At 59.0% G+C, this 22,341-nt stretch carries 14 protein-coding genes and 1 pseudogene; 7 read left to right on the top strand and 8 right to left on the bottom strand.

The genetic code is table 11. The features are described from left to right. Window positions 1-24: 24 nt before the first annotated feature. The 4 genes from EOA85_RS02270 to EOA85_RS02255 all read right to left on the bottom strand — a co-directional run bounded on the left by EOA85_RS02270 (window position 25) and on the right by EOA85_RS02255 (window position 5,448). Window positions 25-801, bottom strand: coding sequence for an SDR family oxidoreductase (locus EOA85_RS02270; RefSeq protein ID WP_127208192.1), 777 nt, complete (start codon window positions 799-801; stop codon window positions 25-27). Next, window positions 798-1,688: a 3-keto-5-aminohexanoate cleavage protein gene (locus EOA85_RS02265; protein ID WP_127208191.1), complete on the bottom strand. Its 891-nt coding sequence runs from the start codon at window positions 1,686-1,688 to the stop codon at window positions 798-800. Before EOA85_RS02265 ends, EOA85_RS02270 begins: the two co-directional genes overlap by 4 nt. Next, on the bottom strand, window positions 1,685-3,370 hold the full coding sequence (locus tag EOA85_RS02260) for a hydantoinase B/oxoprolinase family protein (RefSeq protein ID WP_245485575.1): 1,686 nt from the start codon (window positions 3,368-3,370) through the stop codon (window positions 1,685-1,687). The genes EOA85_RS02265 and EOA85_RS02260 overlap by 4 nt, the downstream gene beginning before the upstream one ends. 68 nt (window positions 3,371-3,438) lie before the next feature. After that, window positions 3,439-5,448, bottom strand: coding sequence for a hydantoinase/oxoprolinase family protein (locus EOA85_RS02255; protein ID WP_127208189.1), 2,010 nt, complete (start codon window positions 5,446-5,448; stop codon window positions 3,439-3,441). A 222-nt stretch (window positions 5,449-5,670) separates the two neighbouring features. Here EOA85_RS02255 and EOA85_RS02250 point away from each other — a divergent pair, with 222 nt between their 5' ends. Both EOA85_RS02250 and EOA85_RS02245 read left to right on the top strand, forming a co-directional pair. Beyond that, window positions 5,671-6,336 (top strand): GntR family transcriptional regulator, encoded by a 666-nt coding sequence (locus EOA85_RS02250; protein WP_245485570.1) that lies wholly within the window; start codon window positions 5,671-5,673, stop codon window positions 6,334-6,336. Window positions 6,337-6,768: 432 nt separating this feature from the next. After that, window positions 6,769-7,179 (top strand): acyl-CoA thioesterase, encoded by a 411-nt coding sequence (locus EOA85_RS02245; protein ID WP_245485569.1) that lies wholly within the window; start codon window positions 6,769-6,771, stop codon window positions 7,177-7,179. A gap of 318 nt (window positions 7,180-7,497) precedes the next feature. On the opposite strand, the gene EOA85_RS02240 is transcribed toward EOA85_RS02245, so the two are convergent. After that, on the bottom strand, window positions 7,498-7,767 hold the full coding sequence (locus EOA85_RS02240) for a hypothetical protein (RefSeq protein WP_127208186.1): 270 nt from the start codon (window positions 7,765-7,767) through the stop codon (window positions 7,498-7,500). Between the two features lie 398 nt (window positions 7,768-8,165). Here EOA85_RS02240 and EOA85_RS02235 point away from each other — a divergent pair, with 398 nt between their 5' ends. The 5 genes and pseudogenes from EOA85_RS02235 to ald form a co-directional block, all read left to right on the top strand. Continuing rightward, window positions 8,166-8,921 carry a 4'-phosphopantetheinyl transferase superfamily protein gene (locus EOA85_RS02235; RefSeq protein WP_127208185.1) on the top strand — a complete coding sequence of 252 codons (756 nt, stop codon included), beginning with the start codon at window positions 8,166-8,168 and terminating at the stop codon, window positions 8,919-8,921. Between the two features lie 249 nt (window positions 8,922-9,170). Beyond that, window positions 9,171-9,896: a GntR family transcriptional regulator gene (locus tag EOA85_RS02230; protein WP_127208184.1), complete on the top strand. Its 726-nt coding sequence runs from the start codon at window positions 9,171-9,173 to the stop codon at window positions 9,894-9,896. Window positions 9,897-10,355: 459 nt separating this feature from the next. After that, a complete protein-coding gene (locus tag EOA85_RS02225) occupies window positions 10,356-12,329 on the top strand; it encodes an amino acid adenylation domain-containing protein (RefSeq protein ID WP_245485568.1) in 1,974 nt (657 codons plus the stop codon). An 83-nt stretch (window positions 12,330-12,412) separates the two neighbouring features. Continuing rightward, a complete protein-coding gene (locus tag EOA85_RS02220; protein ID WP_127208183.1) occupies window positions 12,413-17,752 on the top strand; it encodes a type I polyketide synthase in 5,340 nt (1,779 codons plus the stop codon). A gap of 596 nt (window positions 17,753-18,348) precedes the next feature. Next, window positions 18,349-19,210 (top strand): annotated as a pseudogene (gene ald, locus EOA85_RS02215) (alanine dehydrogenase); the annotation flags it as partial. A gap of 92 nt (window positions 19,211-19,302) precedes the next feature. Here ald and EOA85_RS02210 read toward each other — a convergent pair. From EOA85_RS02210 to EOA85_RS02200, 3 genes are all read right to left on the bottom strand, one after another. Further along, window positions 19,303-19,458 carry an AMP-binding protein gene (locus EOA85_RS02210; protein WP_127208182.1) on the bottom strand — a complete coding sequence of 52 codons (156 nt, stop codon included), beginning with the start codon at window positions 19,456-19,458 and terminating at the stop codon, window positions 19,303-19,305. A 180-nt stretch (window positions 19,459-19,638) separates the two neighbouring features. Next, window positions 19,639-21,138, bottom strand: coding sequence for a radical SAM family RiPP maturation amino acid epimerase (locus tag EOA85_RS02205; RefSeq protein WP_127208181.1), 1,500 nt, complete (start codon window positions 21,136-21,138; stop codon window positions 19,639-19,641). Between the two features lie 68 nt (window positions 21,139-21,206). Continuing rightward, the gene (locus EOA85_RS02200; RefSeq protein WP_127208180.1) at window positions 21,207-21,584 is read right to left on the bottom strand and encodes a hypothetical protein; all 378 of its coding nucleotides are present in this window, start codon (window positions 21,582-21,584) and stop codon (window positions 21,207-21,209) included. Window positions 21,585-22,341 lie beyond the last annotated feature (757 nt).

Genomic DNA, 22,341 nt, shown 5'->3' with positions numbered 1-22,341 from the left:
CTGTGTTGAAGTTCCCCAATTTTTCTACCTGAGTATCTCGGTGTTACCGCACACACCTAATGACTGCCCCGAGATTGATCTGCCTGCATCGGACGCGACGAAAACCGCCAGATCCGCAATTTCCTCAGGTTCGATCATTCGACCCAGTGATATTGTCGCGACTTCCTCGGCCTCGATTTCAGCGAGCCCGCGTCCTGTAAGTTCTGCCCGGGCGGACATCACTCGCTCCATGCGCGGCCCACGGACAGACCCGGGAAGGATTGCGTTCACGCGGATGCCGAACTGGCCGACCTCCATCGCGAGCGATTGGGTAAGGCCGATCACGCCCCATTTGGCCGCCGCGTATGGCGTCCTCATCGGCATGCCGAGTCGTCCGGCCGCTGAGGACATGTTGAGGATAACCCCCGACCGCTGTGTCTTCATCCCGGCCATCACACCGCGAATGAACAAGAACTGGGCGGTGAGATTGACATCTACCGTTCGCGCCCACTCCTCGGGCGAGACGTCCTCGATCGCAAGCGTCGGACCGGCGATGCCGGCATTGTTGAAGAGGATGTCCACTCCGCCACCCAATCCCGCGAGCATCGACTGGAGAGCGGCTGGAACGCTGGCGGGGTCAGCCACATCGCATACGACTGCAGTGGCTTCGGGATATTCCGAGGAGAACGAGCTTACCGAAGCGGGATCAATGTCACAGACTGCGACCCGCGCACCGGCTTCAATCATTTTCTTCGCGACGACCCTGCCAATACCACTGGCACCGGCAGTGATGATTGCGCGCTTGCCAGAAAGAGGGCTCATGCTGCTGCTCCCAATCCAAGGCGATCGCGGGTCGCGGCGGATGACATAATCCGCACACCCATGCGTTCGACGATTTCGCGCGCGCGCTGCACAAGCGCGACATTCGTCGCCGGAACAGCCCGGTCGAGCCAGATATTGTCTTCGAGACCGACACGCACGTTCCCACCAAGCAGAACAGCTTGGGCGACCATCGGCATCTGCATGCGGCCAACACCGAAAGCGGACCAGACAACGTCGGCGCCGCGGGCTGCATCCGCCATACCCTTCATTGCCGTCGTGGTGGCCGGAGCGCCCCAATTCACGCCTAGGCAAAATTGGATCATTGCAGGGCCGGCGAACGCGCCTTCGCCGATGAGCTTCATGACGAAGTCAAGGTGGCCGAGGTCGAATACCTCGAGCTCGGGCTTTACACCGTAACCCCGGATCATTGCCGCACCTTCGCGAATTTGCTCGGGCGTGGAAATGTAGACCAGATTGCCTTCACCGACGTTGTATGAGCCGCAGTCGAGCGTGCAGACGTCGGGTCGCAGCGCCTCGACGTGGAGGAGCCGGGTCTTCTGGTTGACGAGATCTGTGCCAGCGACAGCCTGGGTCGGATACTCGGCGTCGAGAACGAGGTCGCCGCCCATGCCCGCCGTCATGTTGACGATGATGTCCTTGTTGCGGTCACGAACGCGCTCAAGCACTTCTGCATAAAGTTTGACATCGCGACTCCCGTCCGTCGTCTCCGGATCGCGAACATGGACATGGGCGATCGCGGCACCGGCTTCGGCGACGGCCAGAACGTCGGCGGCGATCTGTTCAGGCGTCACGGGGACATGCGGGTTCTTCTTGGGGCCTGCTCCGGCGCCGGTCACGGCACAGGTGATAAAGATTTCGTTGTTCATGCTTGTTGTCTCAGCTTGGAGGTTTCGTCTGAAAGAATTTCAAGAGTTTTGGGGTCGATCGCCACGCCGTAATCCCGGCGTGCGGCTTCCGCCGAAATGTAGCCGTCGATCACGTCTTCGCGGACACGCTCAGGATTACGGGAGCGCGCAACGCCCCAGCCGCCGCCACCTGTAGACAGGAATTCGAATGCTTCGTTCGGCCCGAATTTGTGGGATGACAGAAGCGGAGAGCGCCAGGTGCCATCCGGCCTCGGGCCACCGATGATCTCGCGGCGCCCATCGCCATATTCCTGCACCAGCACCTGAACGGGACTCATGCTGCCGCCGTTTACGCCGGGGCTTCCCTCGATGGTTCTGGATGTCTCGATCGAAAGCTCGCCGCCATTGAGAAAGCGGAACTTGAACCGCGCGCCCAGACCCCCTCGGTTTTCGCCCGGGCCGCCGGAATCCTGGCGAAGGTCGAAGGCTTCGACGACGACCGGGTAGAGCAGTTCGGCCGCTTCCGCTGGCATGTTGGTGCAGTTGCCCAACGGATCCAGCGTCACGTTCAGCCCATCATTGTATGGCGTTCCGCCCCAGCCGCCCGCCGGGATATCCGAGAAGACATCGATGCGCCCGCCGGCACCGCGAACCGCAGCAACGAACCAGTTTGCATCGGCGCATGTAGGAGCGATCGCAAGATCGGGGATGGCCTTTGCCACGGCCTGCCAGATCGCGCTCTGTACTTTTCCGGACGTTACGGTGGTGCAGCCGACGACAGGAGCGGGCCAGCGCGCATTAAGCCAGCAGTCATCCGGAAGGCTCAACGTGATTGGCGCAAACATGCCTGCGTTCGGCGGCGCGTCGGGCGCCAGGAAGAACTGCAGAGCGGTGTATACGGCGGCGGTCGTGTTCGCGAAGGGCGAATTGATCGCACCGGCCACCTGGGGATCGCTTCCCGCGAAATCCACGTGCAGGTTTGAGCCCGAGACGGTCAGCTTGACCCGCGCCCAGACCTTGGCATCGGTGATGCCATCGGAATCCGCGTAGTCGGCGCCTTCGTAGACACCATCCGGTATGTTTTCGATTTCTGCGCGAACGATCCGTTCGGTGTAACGGATCATGTCGTCCATTCCCTGGAGCAGGGTCGCGCGGCCGTATTTGCGCGCCGTAGCCTGGAGTTCATCCTCGGCAGCCAGCAGAGCGCCCATATGGGCTTGCAGGTCGCCGCGGATGTAATGCGGTGTGCGCGTGTTTCGCAGCAGGATATCGAGAAGGTCCGGATCGACCTCATAGTTGCGATAGAGCTTCAGTGGGGGAAGCCGAAGCCCTTCACCGGCGACGTGCGTTCCGAAGCCCTGGCCACCGGGGCCGCCACCCCCAAGATCCATCCAGTGACCCCGGCTTACCGCGAAACCGATAAGCATGTCTTCATGGAAGACAGGCATGGTCAGCGTCACATCGTTGATGTGGGTGCCGCCGTCATAGGGGTCATTCAGCACCACCACATCACCCGGCCGAAGCGTCTCGATGCCGAACTTCCGCGCCACGGCCTGGACGCTGAAATGCATCGCCGCCAGATGAACGGGGCAGTTTGCAGTCTGACCGACCAGACGCAGCGCGGGGTCATAGATCGCGTTCGAAAAGTCGAGATTTTCCGAAAGGATCGGCGAGAAGGATGACTTCTGCAGAATCACCGTCATGCGGCGGCAGACATGCTCGAACGTGTTGCGAAGCACTTCGAACGTGATTGGGTCGATTGAGGTAACCATTATGACCTCTCCAAGATGCAGTTGCGGGCGGAGTCAAAGCGTGCCGCCCAACCCGGTGGGATGACGATGCTGGTGTGCGGATCTTCAATGAGAGCGGGGCCGCTGACCTCAACCGCGCCGGCGGCGTCGTGAACCAGGCTGTCGGTCCAGCCGCCAAACCAGACCTTGCGTTCAGCCTGACGTGGCGAGCCGATCGCGGAACTCGTGCTAGATTGCAGAATGCCAGCGGGTGATGGCGCTTCCGCCGTGACTGCCAGTGCGACAATCTCAACGGGGAAATCGTCCGACCGGACACCGAACTCTCTCTTGTGCGCACCGTGAAAGGCCTCAGCCAGGCGATCGAGGTCGCGTCGCTCGATAACACCCCGGTCCTGCACGACGTCCACTTCGAAAGTCTGACCCGCATACCGCATGCGCATCACGAAGCTAACCTGCACGCTGTCTGCGCTGGCGCCCTGCCCAAGAAGGGCTTCGACGGCTGCGGCACCGAGGTTCTTCAAGCGAAGGCCGATTTCATCGAGCTCCTTGGCGACGAGCGGGGCGTAATAGAAAACTTCTTCGTCGTGCTTGATTGCCAGTCGCAGCGCTCCATAAGCAGAGGCAACACCGGAGTATCTGGGAACGATGACCGTTGGCGTGCCGAGCGCCTCGGCGACTGCGCACGCGTGCAGCGGTCCTGCTCCGCCAAAACTCGCAAGCGCGAAATCGCGAGGATCGCGGCCGCGAGATGCAAGGACAAGCTTGACGGCTTGTGCCATAGCCTCGGTCGCGATCCGCAGCATGCCTTCGGCACATTCCTCGATGCTAAGTTTCAACTGAGACGAAACGGTCTCCACGGCTGCGCGGGCCGCTGCGCCATCCAGTTTAAATTTACCCGAAAGGTCCGGACTAATCCTGCCGAGCACCAGATTTGCATCCGTGATCGTCGGCCGCGTTCCACCTCGCCCATAGCAGGCAGGCCCGGGAACCGAACTTGCGGACATGGGGCCGACGCGGAGTGAGCCACCGCTGTCGATCCAGCCGATCGACCCCCCGCCGGCGCCGATTGAACGGATGTCGAGCATCGGCACTGCGACCGGTATGTCAAACTCAATTTCATATTCGCGGGTGATGAGGCCCTCGCCATCCTCGACGATGGATGCGTCGAAGCTTGTTCCGCCCATATCGGTATGAATGATGTTTACCGAGCTGGCCGTACGCGCGATCTCGGACGCATATCCGACGCCGCCTGCGGGCCCCGACTCCACCAGTTCCTCGACACGCAGACGCGCCTGGTTGACGGACATCATCCCGCCATTGCTTTTCAGGATCATGAGATTGCCGGTAAACTCCGCTTCACGGAGCCGGGCCTCAAGACGCTCAAAATAGTCGGCCATCACCGGCAGGATCGTGGCTCTCACCGAAGCCAACGTGAAGCGCGTGTGCTCTCGGAACACCGGCTTGACATCCGCCGAGGAAATTGCCCGCACGCCGGGCAATGCGGCTGTGATGATTTCGGCGACCTTGCGCTCGTTTGCCGGGTTCGCGTAGGAGTTGATCAGGCAGATAGCCACGGATTTGATACCAGCTGCTGCGACGGCCTCGATAATGGGCTGAAGCTCTGCAGCATCAATCTCCTTCTCAACCTTCCCGAACGCAGTGGTTCTTTCGTTGATCGTGTAGCGATGCCGACGACGGATCAGGGGCTCAGGCTTGGTTTGATAGGGCCGATAAAGATGTTCGCGGTGCATTCGGCCGATTTCGAGCACGTCGCGAAAGCCCTCCGTGGTGATCATCGCAGCATCCGGGAAGGTGCGCTCGATCAGTGCGTTGGTCGCCGTCGTGGTGCCGTGGACAAGCAGCTCAATCTCGTTCGGTGCGATGCTGGCGTTTGCAATGGCGTTCAAGACGCCACGCGACCTTTCCTCAGGGGTCGTCAGAACTTTACCGGTTCGCTCCTCGCCGGTCGCACTGTTGACCGCGAAGAGGTCCGTGAAAGTCCCTCCCACATCAATACCAACTTTCCACATACCAGTTACCCTTTTATTGATCGTTGATCAAAGAATTGCCGGCAAAACAGATTTGTGTCAACCCCGTGTTCACTTGATATCCACCACACAGAGCCTAACCGTTTTTGATCGTTGATCAAATAAAATAATTTCGCTATGCTCACGTCCGTGTCAGGCAGATCAGGAGTGAAAATGCCAGCGACCAAATTTCCCGTGCTTCGGCCGCGGCCAAGAAACTCAGATTTGGAACATGTTTATGCGGAGCTAACTCGTTCAATCATGATGGCCGAGTTTGCACCTGGTCAGAAGTTGAAGCTCGACGACTTGGCCACCGCATTCGGCACAAGTCATATGCCGGTTCGAGAGGCCCTCAATAGACTTGTCATGGCTCGCGCGCTGCAGTCCGAAACGAGGCGAACTCCCTTCATTCCCGAAGCGAGCGTTGGGCGCCTTCGCAATCTACTTACCCTTCGAACAGATCTTGAAGGCAAGGCGGTGGCGATGACGGTCGAACGCGGCGAGAACGGGCTTGCCGATCAGCTGGCCCAAATAAATGCCCGGATGGATATTGAAGCGGAGCGTGGCGCATTAGGAACGCGGGCGTATTTACAACTAAATCATAAGTTTCATTTTTCGCTGTATGAACGATGCGGAAATCCTGAACTTGTGAATCTTATTGAATTGCTGTGGATGCGTTATGGGCCGTTGTTGAGCCTGTTGAAGGCGACTCCAATGTCGTTTTCAGGGCATCGGCATCACGCAGACATAATTGCCGCCGTGAGATCGGGCGACAGCGCTACAGCTGTTCAGAGCCTGGTCGCCGACCTGCAGGAAGCTGGAGACGCTATCGCGACAGCTTTGTCTACAAAAATACAGAAAGCGCACAGCTCTAGCTCGAGCGCGCCATGACACTCGAACCGCAATTCCTGGGCTGCGCATTGATTTCCAAATGGACGAAACGAAGATGGCAGAATTTGAAAGCGACTCGCGCGTTGCGAGGGCGGTGCTTGGTGGTGGAATGATATGGATCGAAGCTATTAGCGAGCGACCCGCAGCCTCGGCGTCGGGCGCCTCTAAGTTGGGGCCCAGGCATTCCGATGCGCGCCGTCGCTCATTTGGCCTCGCGAGGTTCCTTTCACGATCCCTGCTGCCGCTGCTTCGGTTGGGCATTGCTTCTCGGGTAACTTGGAGCGGGTAGCTCCAAAAGGGTGAGTGGGCGCGATTGAAATTGAAACTAGCGTCTTCGCGGCCCATAACCATGCAGTTGTGTCGAAGTGAATGCCCAAGCATGGGTTATCCCGACAATGCGACACTTTCCGCCAACTCTTAGTGAGGTATATTTTGACTGACGAGATCGATAGTTTTATTGGCGTCGCGCAGCCATGGATGTGCGACGAGTTTGGTCATATGAACCGCCGATTTTACGCGGCCATGTTTGACGACGCTACATTGGTCGTCCTGCGGTTCTTGGATGTGGATGACCGCCAAGACTCCCTTGGATGGGCAGATGTCAGGACCGAGACCGATTTTCGCGCGGAGGTAAGTGCGGGGACCATTCTTAAAATCCGATCCTCCGTCACAAAGATCGGCAAAAGTTCGCTTGCCATCCGGCATGTCATGGTGAATTCGTCCAACGGTGAGACCGCTGCCGTGGAGAGCTGCGTATCAGTTCGATTCGACCTTCAACAGCGCAGGTCAAGCGAGCTCGGTAAGGCAGTTATCGCGCGAGCAGAGTCGGTATTTGCCGCTTAGTCGGCTACGCTGCGCAAAAAATAACGGTCTGGCCCCGACGTCCAGCGTCTCTACTGCAATTGGTTGGTTCAAACTGTCCTCAATGTCATAAAATTTGCATTTCATAACATTGCTCGATCAAGCGTGGCGCGCCAGTCCTCGAACCGGGTTTGCTCGTCCCAATCCGGGTCCTAGATCAGCGGATCCCGCTGCTCGGTAAGGCAGTTATCGCACGAGCAGAGTCGGTATTTGCCGCTCAGTCGGCTACGCTGCGCAAAAATAACGGTCTGGCCCGACGTCTCCTACTGCTAACTGGTGGGTTCAAACTATTCCTCAATGTCATAAAATTTGCATTTCATGACATTGCTCGATCAAGCGTGGCGCGCCAATCCTCGACCGGGTTCGCTCGTCCCAATCCGGGTCGTAGATCAGCGGATCCCGATCGGGCGCCGCTTCCGATCGAGGTAGCCGTTCGACTACCACACCTTCGAGGACCGCATTCGCGCGCGCATGCAAGGCGTCGATCGCCGCGAACTCTTCGGGCAGCGGATCCGGCTCGTCCGCCTCGATTGGCTCATCCGGGTCCAGTTCCGGCGCGGACGTCCCCACGACGCCATCATCGACGCCGCCTGCGAGGCTTGGCAGAAGCTCATGGCCCCGAAACAATCACATCAACGAAATGCGAGAGTGGGTTCACGTCGGTCGAGCTTCATGACCGTTGGTATAAATCCCCAATAGGATGCGCAACCTATCCAGCATCATCCGTTCGTTCATCCGGTTGTTCGCCCCCCTTGCAAACCCTACCCAGCCAACTCGGTGCTTGGAAGACCCACCACACGCACGTCCTGGCCGGGGCGCATCCTGCGAATGGCGCAAGCCCTCGGCTTCGCCACCTAAACGTACAACTCTAGCTTAATGAATTCGTAATATAAATTAACAAACTCAAACTCGTTCCCCAGAAAACATCATGATAGAAATGCGACCTGGGTTAGGGGAGGCGACAGGATATGACCGCTTTTTCCGATCTCGAACTTATCGCTCTATCTGCTCGTTCACGTGGATTTTTCACCGATGTTGAGTTACATGTCCCCGGGCTCCCCAATGCGATCTTGGTGCGCGGCAGGTTTGATCTCGAGAGCTATACGGATGACCTGTTCAACCTGCTGGCGTTACACTGCCCTGCCAATCTGTCCGCAGCGGTGGCCATACGCCGTGCTGAGTTTTTAGCCGGGCGAGCGATGGCACACGCGGCATTGCGGGCGCTGGGTCAAGCCGCTAGTGAGATTCCAATCGGTCTAGGCGGGGCTCCACTCTGGCCTTCCTCTTCCGCTGGATCGATAAGCCATACGCGTGGGCATTGCGCTTGTTTCGCCATCGCCAATGCGAACTGGCGGGCAGGTGTCGACGTTGAGGCGCTGGCCAGCGGTCATGCTCTGGATGCGATCCTAAACATGACCATCAATGAGGATGAGCGCGCCTTGATCGCTCGGCAAGTGGTCCTCTCTTCAGACGGGCTGGCGAGCCTAGTTTTTTCGGCCAAAGAGACACTTTTCAAAGCGCTCTATCCTGTGGCAAGGCGCTTTTTCGGATTCGACTGTGCAGAGTTACGAACGACGCCTAGAAACGGGCAACTACGACTGCATCTGACAAAAACTATCTGTCCAGAATTGCTCGAGGGCCAGCACTACGACATTCGCTTTAGCATCGCTGCTGGCCATGTGTTGACCTGGTTGGCAGTAACACCCCAGCATATGTCAATGTAGCGGCTCCGGCTGATACATCGTTAAGGCTGCCGAAGCTTCGGAACCAGGGCGCTGGAGATGGCGGCTGCCCTGGGTCGTCGTGGCCGGAAATCTCGGCGGCAGGTGCACTGCCAAGTGGTTTGCGATGCGCCGCACTTCAGGCGTGGACCAGCGGATCAGGGCTCGGGCGGGCTGGTGCCCCGCCGTTTTCATGCAGCGTGAGACGTGTTCACAGGGCGTTCGAGGCGCCGGTTTTGGAGATCATGCCAAATGGCGACAAAAGGCCCGAAGTACGAAATACCACCATTGAAGGCTTCCCCAAGTTCGACGATTGAGCATGTCTATGCCGAACTGAAGGACGCACTGATGTCCGGGGAATTTTCGCCCGGGCAGCCGATGCGTCTCAAGGAACTGGCTGTCGCATTCGGCACCAGCCATATGCCAATCCGCGAGTCGCTCAACCGGCTTAGCGGCATCGACATACTCGAACGGGCGCCGCGTCAGTCCGCGCGCGTTCCAATGATCACTGCTGAAGGCCTCCGCGATCTTCTGGAAGTGCGCCTTCTGAATGAACGGCAGGCCATAGTCTGGGGTGTGAAGAAATCTGCCGGGAAGAGCCTAAACTATCTCAGAGAAATCAATGAAAAGATGGAACTGCTCAATATGGAGAAGAACGCTGACGTGAAAAAGTATCTGAAGCTGAATCAACTGTTTCATTTCGCAGTTTACAATCTCTCTGAAAACAAGGTCTTGATGAACACAATCGAGGCGCATTGGCTACAGGCGGGCCGAGTCCTCGGCCTCAGGCGAAAGGAAACGAGAGTTGTTCCGGGCCACCATAATCATCGCGAAATCATTGACCAGTTGGAGAAGGGCAATGGCTTGGCAGCCGCCGACGCCCTCGAACGCGACATCATGGAAGCGCATGAGCAGATTTTTGCGATTCTTGAAAAGTCCGACCTGACGGATCGTGCGGGAAATCGGGTCCCTGCCTAGGAACGCGGAATCGTGCCCCAGGATGGCAACAAGCTTGTATCCCTTGCCCATATGTAGCGCCAGGAGACCCGTGCGCGGGTGACTGGATCGGTGAGAATATCTGGGATCTATCAATCCGAACATTGGATGAGGGGGGACGCGGTGGGCGGCAGCGCATTGGAAAGGAGCGGTCGGTTTTGCAGTTGATGGCGCTAACAGTCATCGCTGGATGAGATTACGAAGCTGATCGACCAGATGGCGTTGCTCGCTCTCTCGAGCGATCCTGCCTGGCCGCCGTTGTCGTTATTCGAGGCCAGCCGCGCAGCCGCACCGACGTGGGGCAAAGCCGAATACCCCATCTAAACATCTAGGGGATCGGCACTGTATCTGGCGATGCCCGCACACCTCGGTCGAAATATTAAGAACATGTGAAATTTAATTGACTGGATTGACTGTGAGCTTACCACGGATACAGTAAAAATGTATTTAGCAATGTCCGGCATTCTGAGGGAAGTCATGCAGAGTTTAAACAACGCCTCAGGCCCTTCAGAGCGGACCATTGCAGCGTCCGTGCTTTGGTATGCATCCGAATTTCCTCGTCGTCCGGCTGTCGTTTTCGGAACAGAAACGATCAACTACATGGATTTGTGGCTGCGAGCCTGTGAGATAGCTCGCGCCCTAAAAACTGGACGTGAAGCGGGTTTGGACCGCGTCGCAATTCATTTGCCCATCGGTGTTGACCGGATCGCGGCGATCCTGGGCTGTCAAATCCTGGGTGTTTCCTACGTTCCCGTGGAACCAAATCTTCCAGAGAGTCGCATTCGCGAGATGCTTGCGCAAGTGGACCCGAGCGTGCTCCTCAGTTCATCGGCCGTCTATTCGGCGATCCTCAAGGATGTTTCGTCGGGCTCGGCGGTGATGGTCGAGGAAATTGGAGTGGGCGCAGCCGGTGCTGGATCGTCCGACCGAGATGTGGCGCTGTCGCCGAATTCCAGTGGCTACGTTATCTTTACCTCGGGTTCGACTGGCAAACCGAAGGCAGTCGACATGGGAGGAGCAGCGCTTCAAAACCTCGTGAACTGGCAGATCGAACTTTCGAGCCTGTCAGGCAATGGGGCAACGGCTCAGTTCGCCCCCATTTCATTTGATGTATCGTTTCAGGAGATCTTCTCCACGCTCTGCTCAGGTGGCCGTATCGTCATCCTAACGAATGAACAGCGGATCGACCCCGATTTGCTTTCGGACGAGATACAGCGTGCCCAGGTGGAACGATTGTTCCTGCCATTTATCGCCCTCCAACAATTGGCGTCGAATTGCGTGGAGCGCAAACAGTTTCCCGACAGTCTACGGGAAATCCACACCGCCGGGGAACAACTCGTGGTCTCTTCCGCTTTGCGCGAGTTTTTCAGCAAGCTCCCCGAGTGTCGGCTCTTCAATCAGTACGGTCCCTCTGAGACACACGTGGTCACCTGTCACGAGCTTGATAGCAATCCAGCGGAATGGCCTAGGTTACCGCCCATCGGTCGGGTTCTGCCGAATGTCGAACTCTTTATTTTAGATGAAGACGCGCGACCGGTGAGGTCACGAGAGGTGGGAGAGCTCTATGTCGGTGGCATTTGTCTCGCGCAGGGTTATTTCCAGGATAAGGAGCGAACAGAGGAACGGTTCGTGACTATCGATATTAACGGCACGCCAACGAGATTGTATCGGACCGGCGACTTTGCGACGTCAGATGAAAGTGGTTGTTTTTTCTTCTGTGGTCGCCGTGACCACCAAATCAAGATCGACGGCTATAGGGTTGAACTTGGGGAAATTGAGAGCGTTATAGCTGATCACCCAGACGTGGCCGAAGTCGCCATGGTTTTCGAGCGTGATGCAAATGGAATGGGACGGCTGATCGCCTGCCTAACGAGCAAAGATCAGGCGCCAACCGACTGTCTCGAAACAGTAGTTCGCGCCCATGTCCGTAAGATGCTCCCTAGCTACATGGCGCCGGACCGTGTCCAGATCATGAGCGCGATGCCTAAAACGGCGAGTGGCAAGGTCGATCGCAAATCAATCGCTGAAAAGCTGTTTGCCGAAAAGGTCAAGACCGCGGCACCGCCTGTCGAGAAGGCTGCCAGTGCCACTACAAGCGGATCGACGAAGAGCGGTGACCTGTGCGGCGCGATTACCTCCCACTGGCGGGAGCTTCTGGACCATCCCTCGCTCGCGGATTCGGACAACGTGTTCGATTTCGGCGCGCGTTCGATCATGGTCCCGGAGCTTCAACGCCGCCTTCGCCGCCAGTTCGGGATTAATATATCAGCGATCTTGGTCTTCCGGCATCCTTCGCCGAGGGGGCTCGCAGACTATTTATCGCGAAACTCGGCGAAGGGCGATGCATCGAACACGACGTTGGCTGGACTCGCAACCCGGCGTATGTCGTCCAAAGGACGCGCTTCTCCGCGCTGATCCTGCGCACCGATGACCCGCTCCAGCAGACAACACGCTCCGGGAACCAAAGATCAGAAGGCCGGAGCAGCGACGAGGTGAAAATGAACGGCCCCATTCACAGAGCTACCCCCATCGCGATTATTGGCATGGCCTGCCGGTTCCCCGATGCGGATACGCCCAAGGCGTTCTGGGAAAACATTATTGCCGGACGCGAGAGCGTTCGTCAGTTGTCGGATGTTGAACTCGCCGGCGCGGGCGTCGACCCCGAGCAGTGGGAAGCGGAGGACTATATCCGCCACGGCGCGCCACTTACGGGCCTCAGCTACTTCGACGCTGACTTCTTCAGCATCATGCCTCGTGAAGCGGCTCTCCTCGATCCGCAGCACCGATTATTCCTGGAAAACATTTGGCACGCCATCGAAGATGCTGGCTACGCCGTCCGTTCGACCGAGATGACAACGGGCATTTATGCCGGCTCCGGCCCGAACACTTATTTCGCCAGGAGCGTAGCCGGCTCGCACGATTTCAGCAAGGAAGGCATGCTCGACACCATGACCGGCTTCCAGGCCATGCTGGGAAACGATAAGGATTACTTAGCGACTCGGGCGGCCCATCGCCTCAACCTCATCGGCCCCGCCATCAGCGTCCAGACAGCTTGTTCGACCTCACTCGTAAGTCTCCATCTGGCCTGCAGCGGTCTGCAGAACGGCGAATGCGACATGGCGCTGGCGGGCGGTGTCACTGCAATCATTCCCGACCGTGCGGGCTATCGCTATCAAGAGGGCATGATCTTGTCCCGCGACGGCCACTGCCGTCCGTTCGATGCCGAGGCCAGCGGCACGGTGTTTTCGAGTGGCGTCGGCGTGGTTGCGCTTCGACGTCTCGATGACGCGCTTGCCGAAGGTGACACCATCCACGCTGTTATTCGCGGATCGGCGATCAACAATGACGGAAACGACAAGATCAGCTTCTCGGCGCCGAGCATCGAGGGCCAATCGAGCGTCGTCGCAAGAGCACTCATGAACAGCTCGCTCGCGCCGGAAACGATCTCCTACTTGGAAACGCACGGAACGGGCACGAAACTGGGTGATCCGATCGAAATCGAAGCCCTCAGCGAAGTGTTCGCCGGTTTGCCGGCGGATGTCGCGCCGATTACCCTTGGTTCGGTGAAGGCTAATATCGGCCATACGATCGCCGCTTCCGGCATCGCGGGTGTAATCAAGACGGTCATGGCACTGAAGTCGCGAACCTTGCCGCCGGCGGTCAATTTCAAGACGCCCAATCCGGAGATCAACTTCGATCGCCTTCCCTTCGCCGTGCCGACTAGCGCTGTGCCCTGGACGTCCAAGGGTCCACGACGCGCGGGCATCAGTTCGTTCGGCGTGGGCGGAACGAATGCCCATGTCATTTTGGAGGAAGCACCGAGCGAGACGAACGGTTTATCTCAGCCGAATGATGCGCCGCACCACCCGGACCTTCCTCGTACGCTGAACATTTCGGCACGCACGCCACAGGCCCTGGGCGCCATGGCCAAGAGTTTTGCCTTGCGACTCGATACGGCAGAGCCCAACGAGCGCGACGCCATCTGCTTTACTGCGAACACCGCCCGCCGCGCTTTTGAGTATCGGAGTTTCGCGACCGGTCGGACAACCAGAGGGCTGGCCGAGAGTCTTCGCGCAAACGATTATGCCCGTGTCGATCTCTCCAAACATGTGGTTCCCGCCGCTCTGTTCACCGGACAGGGCGGCCAGGGCGAAGGTATGGGGCGCGGACTCTACGAGAGTGATCCGATCTTCCGCGAAGCCTTCGACGCCTGTGACGCGGTGGTCGCACGGATTCGCAAGCACGGATTGAGCGACATCCTATACGGTGACGGGACGCTCGCCCATTTCGTTCACGATACCGAATATACCCAGCCCGCCCTGTTCGCGATCGAATTTGCACTCGCCCGAGTTCTCGAGGCCAGGGGCTTCGTCCCAGAGATCGTCATGGGCCACAGCATCGGAGAATACGTGGCGGCCCATCTTGCCGGCGTGTTCTCACTCGAGGACGGGCTGCAGCTGATCACCAAGCGCGGCGAACTGATGGGTCGGCTTCCACGTAATGGCGGCATGGTCGTCCTGACAGCTGATCCGGACACAGCCCATCAGATGATCCGGGACTCCGAAGTTGAGCTCGCCATCGCGGCCGAGAACGGACCAGCCAGCACGGTGGTCGCGGGCGAGACGGACGCACTTGAAACGCTGATCAAGGTCGCCAAGGAAAAAGGCATCCGCACGACGCAGTTGAAGGTCTCGCACGCCTTTCATTCGCATCTCATGGATCCGATCCTCGAACAGTTTCAGGCGTTCGCGAGCACCCTCGATTTCGCCAAGCCCGATGGCCGACTGGTCAGTGCGAAGACGGGTAAGGTCGCCGGCGACGAAGTCGCTGACGCGCGCTACTGGACCGACCACGTTCGCCAGCCCGTCCTGTTCCATCGGGGCATAATGACGGCGCAAGAAATTGGGGCGAATCTCTTCCTGGAAATCGGACCGCATCCGGTCCTCACTCCGATGGCGCAGGCGGCCCTAGATGGCATTGCCTCGCCCTCGCAATTCGTCTCGAGCCTCAATCGCACCCGCAATGACGAAGAGGTTCTCGCCGAGACCGCGGGCCGCCTTTTCGTCGCCGGCCTTGCGATCAATACGCTCACCGATCTGCCGGATAATGAACGCCGGCTCGTCGATCTTCCGCTCTATCCCTTCGAGCGTCAGCATCACTGGATCGACACGAAAGCGAGCGACCGGCTGGCATGGCACTGCCGCCGCGAATGGCACGTGGAAAAGCAGTCAGCGCCGCAACTGCCGAAAGACAAGGCCCTCTGGATTATCCTGGGCAATGCCCTCGGTCTCGCCGGACGTTTGGCTCAGGCGATCGAGGCGAAGCGGGAAGGGCCCAAGCAGACAGCGGTCGTTCTTTCGAATGTCGAAACAGGTCTATCTGGCGGTGTGCTCGACGAGTATGTCGCGGGGATCATCGTCACTCCTGAGAGCGCGGAAGGCGCGTCAAGTGGACAGATCGTCGAGGCGGCGCACAGCCACGCCGCCACCCTCATGCAGTTCGTCCAGACGGTTCAGGCAGCGACCAAGCATGGCAATCTGACGAAGGCGAAGATATGGGTCGTCGGCCAGTCCGGCCGTGCCGTGCCGCAAACAGACACACCAATTCAGGACGCCGCTCGTCCAGCCTCATTGGTCAGCGCCTCACTACATGGCATGGCGATGGTGCTCGCGAGCGAACATCCCGATCTGTGGGGGGGTGACATCGATCTCGGCGCGGAGCCGAGCGACGCAGAAATCGCGGTCGCGATCGGCATTCTTTTCGGTGGCTCTGGGTCGGAGACCGCCTACGCCGTGCGCGGCGAGGAACGCTATGTCCTGCGCCTCAGCGAAAGCCGCAATGTCGGTACGGATTGCGCGGTCGATCCGCAGAAGACCTATCTCGTCACCGGCGGGCTTGGCGCTCTCGGATCGCTAATGGCCGAATGGCTGATAAATCGCGGTGCGCGCCGCCTCGTGCTTCTCAACAGGGCCGTCGCGGACGGCACCAAACGGGAACGGCTCGAAGCCCTGCGCCGTTCCGGCGCTGAGATCGCGGCGCATGCGGTTGACATCGCCGACCAGGTCGGAGTCGAGCGAATCCTGGGCGATCTCTCGGAGGCGGGCCATCAACTCGGCGGGATCATTCACACCGCCGGAATCGTTCAGGACGCCACGCTCGGATCGATCGAGGAGGCGAGCGAACTCGAACGCGCACTTCGGGCCAAACTCCAGGGTACGCTCGTTCTCGATAACGCGAGCCGTCGCTTCTCACCCGACTTCTTCGTCTGCTTCTCCTCGGTTAGCGCGCTTCTCGGTATGAAGGGCCAAGCGGCTTACGTGGCCGCCAATGCCGCCATGAACCGCATTGTCGAGGGCCGCAACGCCGAGGGTCTGCCAGGTGTCAGCATCGAATGGGGTCCGTGGGCGGAAACCGGCATGGCATCCGGACTCGACGAGCGCCTGCGCAAGCGCCTGACCGATTTCGGCCTGCTCGCGATCCGCAACCGGGAGGCGCTCGAGCGGCTGGAGGGCCTGTTCGCCTCAACTGGCACGCTCACCGCAGCGCCGATCCTGTGGCGACGTTTCGCCAAGAAGCAGTACGGGGAAACGCCTGCTTGGCTCACGCCTCTGTCGAATGTGCACAAGAATCGGCAGGCGACCAATGACGACGAGGCGACAGATCCACTTGCGCGGCTCTTCGGCTCGGTAGCGCCGAGCGAACGCGGTCAGGCGATCGAAAGCTTCCTGCGCGGAGAAGTCGCCCGTGTGCTCGGCATCGCCGATCCGGACAGCCTGCCGATGGACGAAGCGCTCAACCAAATGGGATTCGACTCCTTGGCTACGATTGAGTTCCGCAACAAACTCGCCAAGAGCGGCATCAAGGTTTCGCTCCAGAAGCTCGTGATGGGTGCCTCAATCGCGGAGATCGCGGCCGATACTGAGACGCAGGTGACCGCCACTCTTGGGGGTATTGCGGACAGCGAGGCGGTACCGACAGCGCCGGTCCTGGCCGACAGCGCCCAGAGCTACGACAAGAGCGCGGTGGTCATTCCGCGTCCGAAGCCCGACGCGCCGATCCGCCTGATCGGCTTTCCCTATGCCGGCGGCGGCCCGCTCGTATTCCAGCACTGGATCGACAAGATGCCGGATCACATCGAGCTCGGCATCCTGCAGATGCCAGGCCGCAGCGCGCGCCTTGAAGAGGGCTTCTGGCTGCGGATGGAGGACATGGTCGACGGCATCGTGCCGGAGATGCTGCCCTTCCTTAAGGACAAACCGTTCGCGTTCTTCGGGTTTTGCTATGGCGGTGTCCAGGCCTTCGAGATTGCCCATCGGGTACGCCGCGATCACGGGCTGCAGCCGGAATACTTCTTTGTGGCCGGTGGTCGCTCGCCACAGATCTACAATGACGACCAGTTAGCCATTGACGTCCAGCAGTTCAATCACGGGACCGGCAAGGCCGAACACGAACTCGACGAGAGCGAGTTCGTCGAGATGCTAAAGGAGGTAAATTTCGCCAACAACAAGGCCCTGTTCGAAGATCCCGAAATGCACGCGATGATGCTTCCGATTATCCAGGCGGACTACGCGATGAACAATGCCTATCGCTACGGTTCCCATCCTCCGCTCGACGCTCCAATCACTGCGATAGGCGGCCGCGTCGACCCATATGTTACAGGCAACCACATTATCGGCTGGAAAGAGCATACCACGAAGCAGTTCAAGGCCCATTTTTGCGCCGGCGACCATTTTTTCATGGAACATCAGATCGAACTCCTTACGCGAATCGCGATCGAAGACCTTGAGCCCGTCGTCCAGCGGTTGGCCGCAGATGGCAAGCGCCACAGCTGGCGGTGATGACCTGACCACCGGCTTCAGTCAGTACCAACAGTCGACCCGTCCTGCCGCCTTCAACTGCAAGCCTGCGGTGGCATGAGAAACATCGAATTGCGGCAGCGGTTCCGCCGTAAAGTTTTGTCTGGTCAGAGAATTTGCCAGAGCGTTGGCAACCTCATGCGGCAGCGAGGATTTCGAACTGAGAGACGGGTTCGGATTGAAGGCGTACCGCGCCTGTCATTCGGAGCGACGTATTGGTGGTAGAAATCCCACCGCCGCCGAAGCCGTAAATCGCCGTCCTGCACTTCGCCAGCATGAGCGGCGACGCCGAGCAGGAATATTTCGCGAAGCCGTCTTTCATAGCAATGGCGATTCAAGCCAGACTGCATCCGGGTGCGCGCATCGTTAGAATATCCGCCCATCCTTCTGCAATGTCTCGAGAATGGCGATATCGATCCTGTCGAGCGACATTGTTCATGCTTCATGCGAATAGAACGGATTTTGGCGCAAGGAATAGCGATTGCCGCGCCCGGCAACAACCGGATACGCAAACACTTGCCGCGCTATTTATGGTTTTATGGTCCACCCCGCAAAATCAGAAATTCGAGGAGGAGCGAATGCGCGTCGGCTGCCCCCGGGAAATCAAGAACCACGAATACCGCGTCGGCCTGACGCCGGGATCGGTCCGCGAATATGTCACGCATGGCCACGAAGTGCTGGTCGAGACCGGCGCCGGCATCGGCGCCGACGACAACGCCTATCGCGGCGCCGGCGCCACCATCGCCAAGACGGCCGCCGACGTGTTTGCCAAGTCTGACATGATCGTCAAGGTCAAGGAGCCGCAGCCCAACGAATAGGTCCAGCTCCGTGACGGCCAGATCCTCTACACCTATCTCCATCTCGCTCCGGATCCGGAGCAGACCAAGGGTCTGCTGGCCTCGGGCGTGACGGCCATCGCCTATGAGACGGTCACCGAAGACCGCGGCGGCCTGCCGCTGCTGGCGCCGATGTCGGAAGTCGCGGGCCGCCTGTCGATCCAGGCCGGCGCGACTGCGCTGCAGAGGGCCAATGGCGGTCGCGGCGTGCCGCTCGGCAGCGTACCCGGCGTGCTGCCCGGCAAGGTCACTGTGCTCGGCGGCGGCGTCGTCGGCCTGCATGCCGCGCAGATGGCGGCCGGCCTTGGCGCCGACGTCACCATCATCGACCGCTCGATCCCGCGGCTGCGCCAGCTCGACGACATCTTCAACGGCCGGGTCCACACCCGCTATTCGACCGTCGAGGCGCTCGAGGACGAATGCTTCTCGGCCGACATCGTCGTCGGCGCGGTGCTGATCCCGGGTGCGGCGGCTCCCAAGCTGGTGACGCGCGAAATGCTGTCTGGCATGAATAAGGACGCGGTACTGGTCGACGTCGCGATCGACCAGGGTGGCTGCTTCGAATACGTCGCACGCCACCACGCATGCCGAGCCGACCTATGAGAAGTATGGCGCGACCATTCGCAACTCGCCCGCGGCCGGGCGCGGCGGTTGGCGGTGCAGCTTCTCGGCCGCGCACGATATGTTGACTGGAGCTTAGCGCCGCCGGCCCATGAACTCCAGATTGCCGTCCGCCAGATAACGCGCCAGGTCGCCGGTCCGGTAGACCGTGACGCGTGCCTCGTCGCTGAACCGGTCGGCCAGAAACCGCTCCGCCCTCAGCTCGGGACGCTCGGTCGTTCCCAGGAGCACAGGCTACGCAGGTAGCGGCCAAGCGCATTTATCTACCGATGGCCCATCAACGCGTGTTGTGCCTGTAAAGCGGACCGCCGATTTGCGTCATGCCTCCCCGAAGCATCTGATCGCGCCAAGTAGCCCAGTGGGGACCGTCGTCCAGTGCATGGGGTAGACAAGCCAGCGCCCTGCGGCCCGTCATACCGTCGATGTTGTGCCAAGTGAAACCTCGTCGAGGTCCTCTTCGATTACCCCGGCCGCGTACAACTGATCGAGCATGTCTGCGACAGCAAGGGCGCTTGCGCCGTCCGTCGTGACGCGCATAATCAGCTCCGAGGCTGTACAATTGCCGCACGCGATTAGATCGCCAACGGAAATCGGAACGACATCGTCGAGCACCCGGTATTCAATGTTGCGTGACCGGAGATGGAAGTACCGGTACCCAGCCTCGTATTGCAGGCCTCCGCGGAAGCGGATCGGTAGGTTGGGAGGTGGGCTTTCGAGCATATGCTCGTCGATGATGCTCTGGAGCCCCTCCCGGAACTCGTCGGGCGTCCTGAAGAAACGTTGACCCACAATTCGGTACCCGAGAGGCCAGCGTTCGCTACCCGGTACCGGCGTTACCAGTTGCAAACGTCCCTGCCGCATATTTACGAGGAAGCCGGAAACACAAGCGATCGTCGTGGGATAACCCTCGGGTAATGCGGTTGCGTCATCTTTACTGGCTACCTTGAATTTTTCTTTCCGCGCGCGTGCGCGCCCGACGAAAGCCTTAGCGGTCGGCGCCGCCTTGCCCTGCAGGATGAGTTCGACCCCGATCAGGTCCTCGGGCGAAAACGCCGCGTGAATCTGATTGAGATGCTTCGTACTTAGCACGGAAAAACGATTCGTCACGCCACCGAAGCGTTTGAACAGTTCGAGCACGCGCCTGGTGAGTGCCTCATCCTTGAGCGGTGCGGCCGTCGTCGTCTGTGGCAAAGCACCCGTGATTTGATGGTAGTCTAGCAGAAAACGGTCGTAGTCCGGGTTGTCGATCGGATCTGTGGCCCAGTAGCAGAAGCCAGTGCGGGCCGCCGAACCAAACATCTCGCTCGCGACGCCGACTACGCCGCGCCAGAGCTCTGCATGCTCCTCGCTATATTCAAAGTAACCCTTGAAGCGGTCCGCCGAGAGGCCACAGAACCAGCAACCGACGGTGCAGCCTTCGCTTAGCTCGAAAGCGATGATGGGGTGCGTGATTGACGGCGCCAATTCGCCCAATTCGTCGTTACAGCGCCGAATTTGGCGCTCGCGCCAGGCATGAAAGCGATGGTCGATCATCGACATTTCGCCTTGGTCGCGCAGGAGGTCGCGATGGTGCGATATCTCGCGCATATATTCGTCCCACAACATAGCCAGCGGCCACGAAGCAGACTCCGGCTTGAAGCGGAACTTCAGGTAGTCACCGCACCAGAGCGGCAGCATCTCCAATGGGTCAACTTCAATGCCGTAGCGCTCTGTTAACGCTCGAGGGGCGTCGAGGTTCTCCGCGAGTGCCGTGCGGAATTTCCCGTCACCGGCCAGCCGCTCCATGAAGCGCTTGACGTGGGACAACGTGCGCCGTTCCTCCGGCGTGCGCCGGTTGAGAATTTGTCGCCAGTGTTCGGCCAAAGGGTACAGGTGAGCCCCTGAAGCTGCCCCTTGTAGGCCTGATAGCATGATCTCATCCTGGGCAGTTTCTTCAGACCGGCTCGTCGGAGCCAATGCGCTCAGAGCTAACATTTGCATTAGGTCGCGACCACAACAACAATTACAATAACTACAACAACCGCGGCGACTGTAGCCTTTTCCCCGATTATCACAGAACTCATGGGTACAGCCGAAGCGTAATTAGTCAACGCAGTGGTCTGCACAAGGTTGTTTAAGCCAGAAACGCTGGAATCACGCGTGCGGCTCGCAATCGCGCTGAGCTTCTTGCTACTCGACTTCTGTCGAATGTTCGATCGAATGTAACTTTTAACCTGATCAAGCGTGATATTGTAGTCGAGGCTCTTTCCAATCGCTACAATCGATGCAAGGCCTCCAAATCGTGGTTTGAGCTTTTCAAGCGGACTGCCTTTTTTCCCTAAATCGTTGACGAATCGCTCTACGTCAGTTCGCGGCATAGCTAGTTCCCGCCTTCCTCAATATTGCCAACCTATCCGTCTCGCTCTCACAAGCGATCGGACGATGAGGTTGTTCACACGCAAGCGGCGTACCAACTCAAATGTCTGATTTTGTGCATTGTCTGACCACACGCATTGTCAAATTGCCGACATTTTGGGTTCCGAACTCGACAATTGGCCCGCTGCAGAAGCAGGCAACCGCAAATTCTTCGCTCAGCCAGTGCTCTGCGGCTCTCCGACGCCACTCTCCTCTTTGGCCATTCGTGCCTTCTTGACGTTATGACCGTGGTCTGAGCGGCGGCCCGTCCTTAGTCTTTGCAGCTGTACGCAAACGGGGTTGCTTCTCTATTCGGCGTGTTGAAGTCAAGCGCGTTTCGAGCCTTCCGCTTCGGCCGGCGTTGCGCATCTTTCCGGAAACATCGAACGCACCGGCTTGACTCAGACGGACCCGCGGCAAGAAGCGGTGGCAGAAAGATGGGCATTTGCCGCGAGGTGAACGATGGAACTGCCATGGGTGCTGCGGCAGAGCCGACATCACCCGATAGACGACGTTATCAGGATTGAATCTGCCCTTGTCGAACTATCCGATGGCGGGAAAAATCTCTTCTTTGGCGGCAGTCCCAACGAGGTAACTTCGGAAGCGTACAAGGTGGAGTCGTCAGCCGGTTCTATTGGACGGATGCCAACGAGGATGTTCTGTTGATCAATGGTGATAGTCGCCATCCTATCTGGTCCCTTTGAGCTTTTCGAATGAGAA

The sequence above is a fragment of the Mesorhizobium sp. M5C.F.Ca.IN.020.29.1.1 genome (assembly GCF_003997375.1).
GTDB lineage: Bacteria > Pseudomonadota > Alphaproteobacteria > Rhizobiales > Rhizobiaceae > Mesorhizobium > Mesorhizobium wenxiniae.
This window is presented reverse-complemented; position numbering and strand designations above follow the sequence as displayed.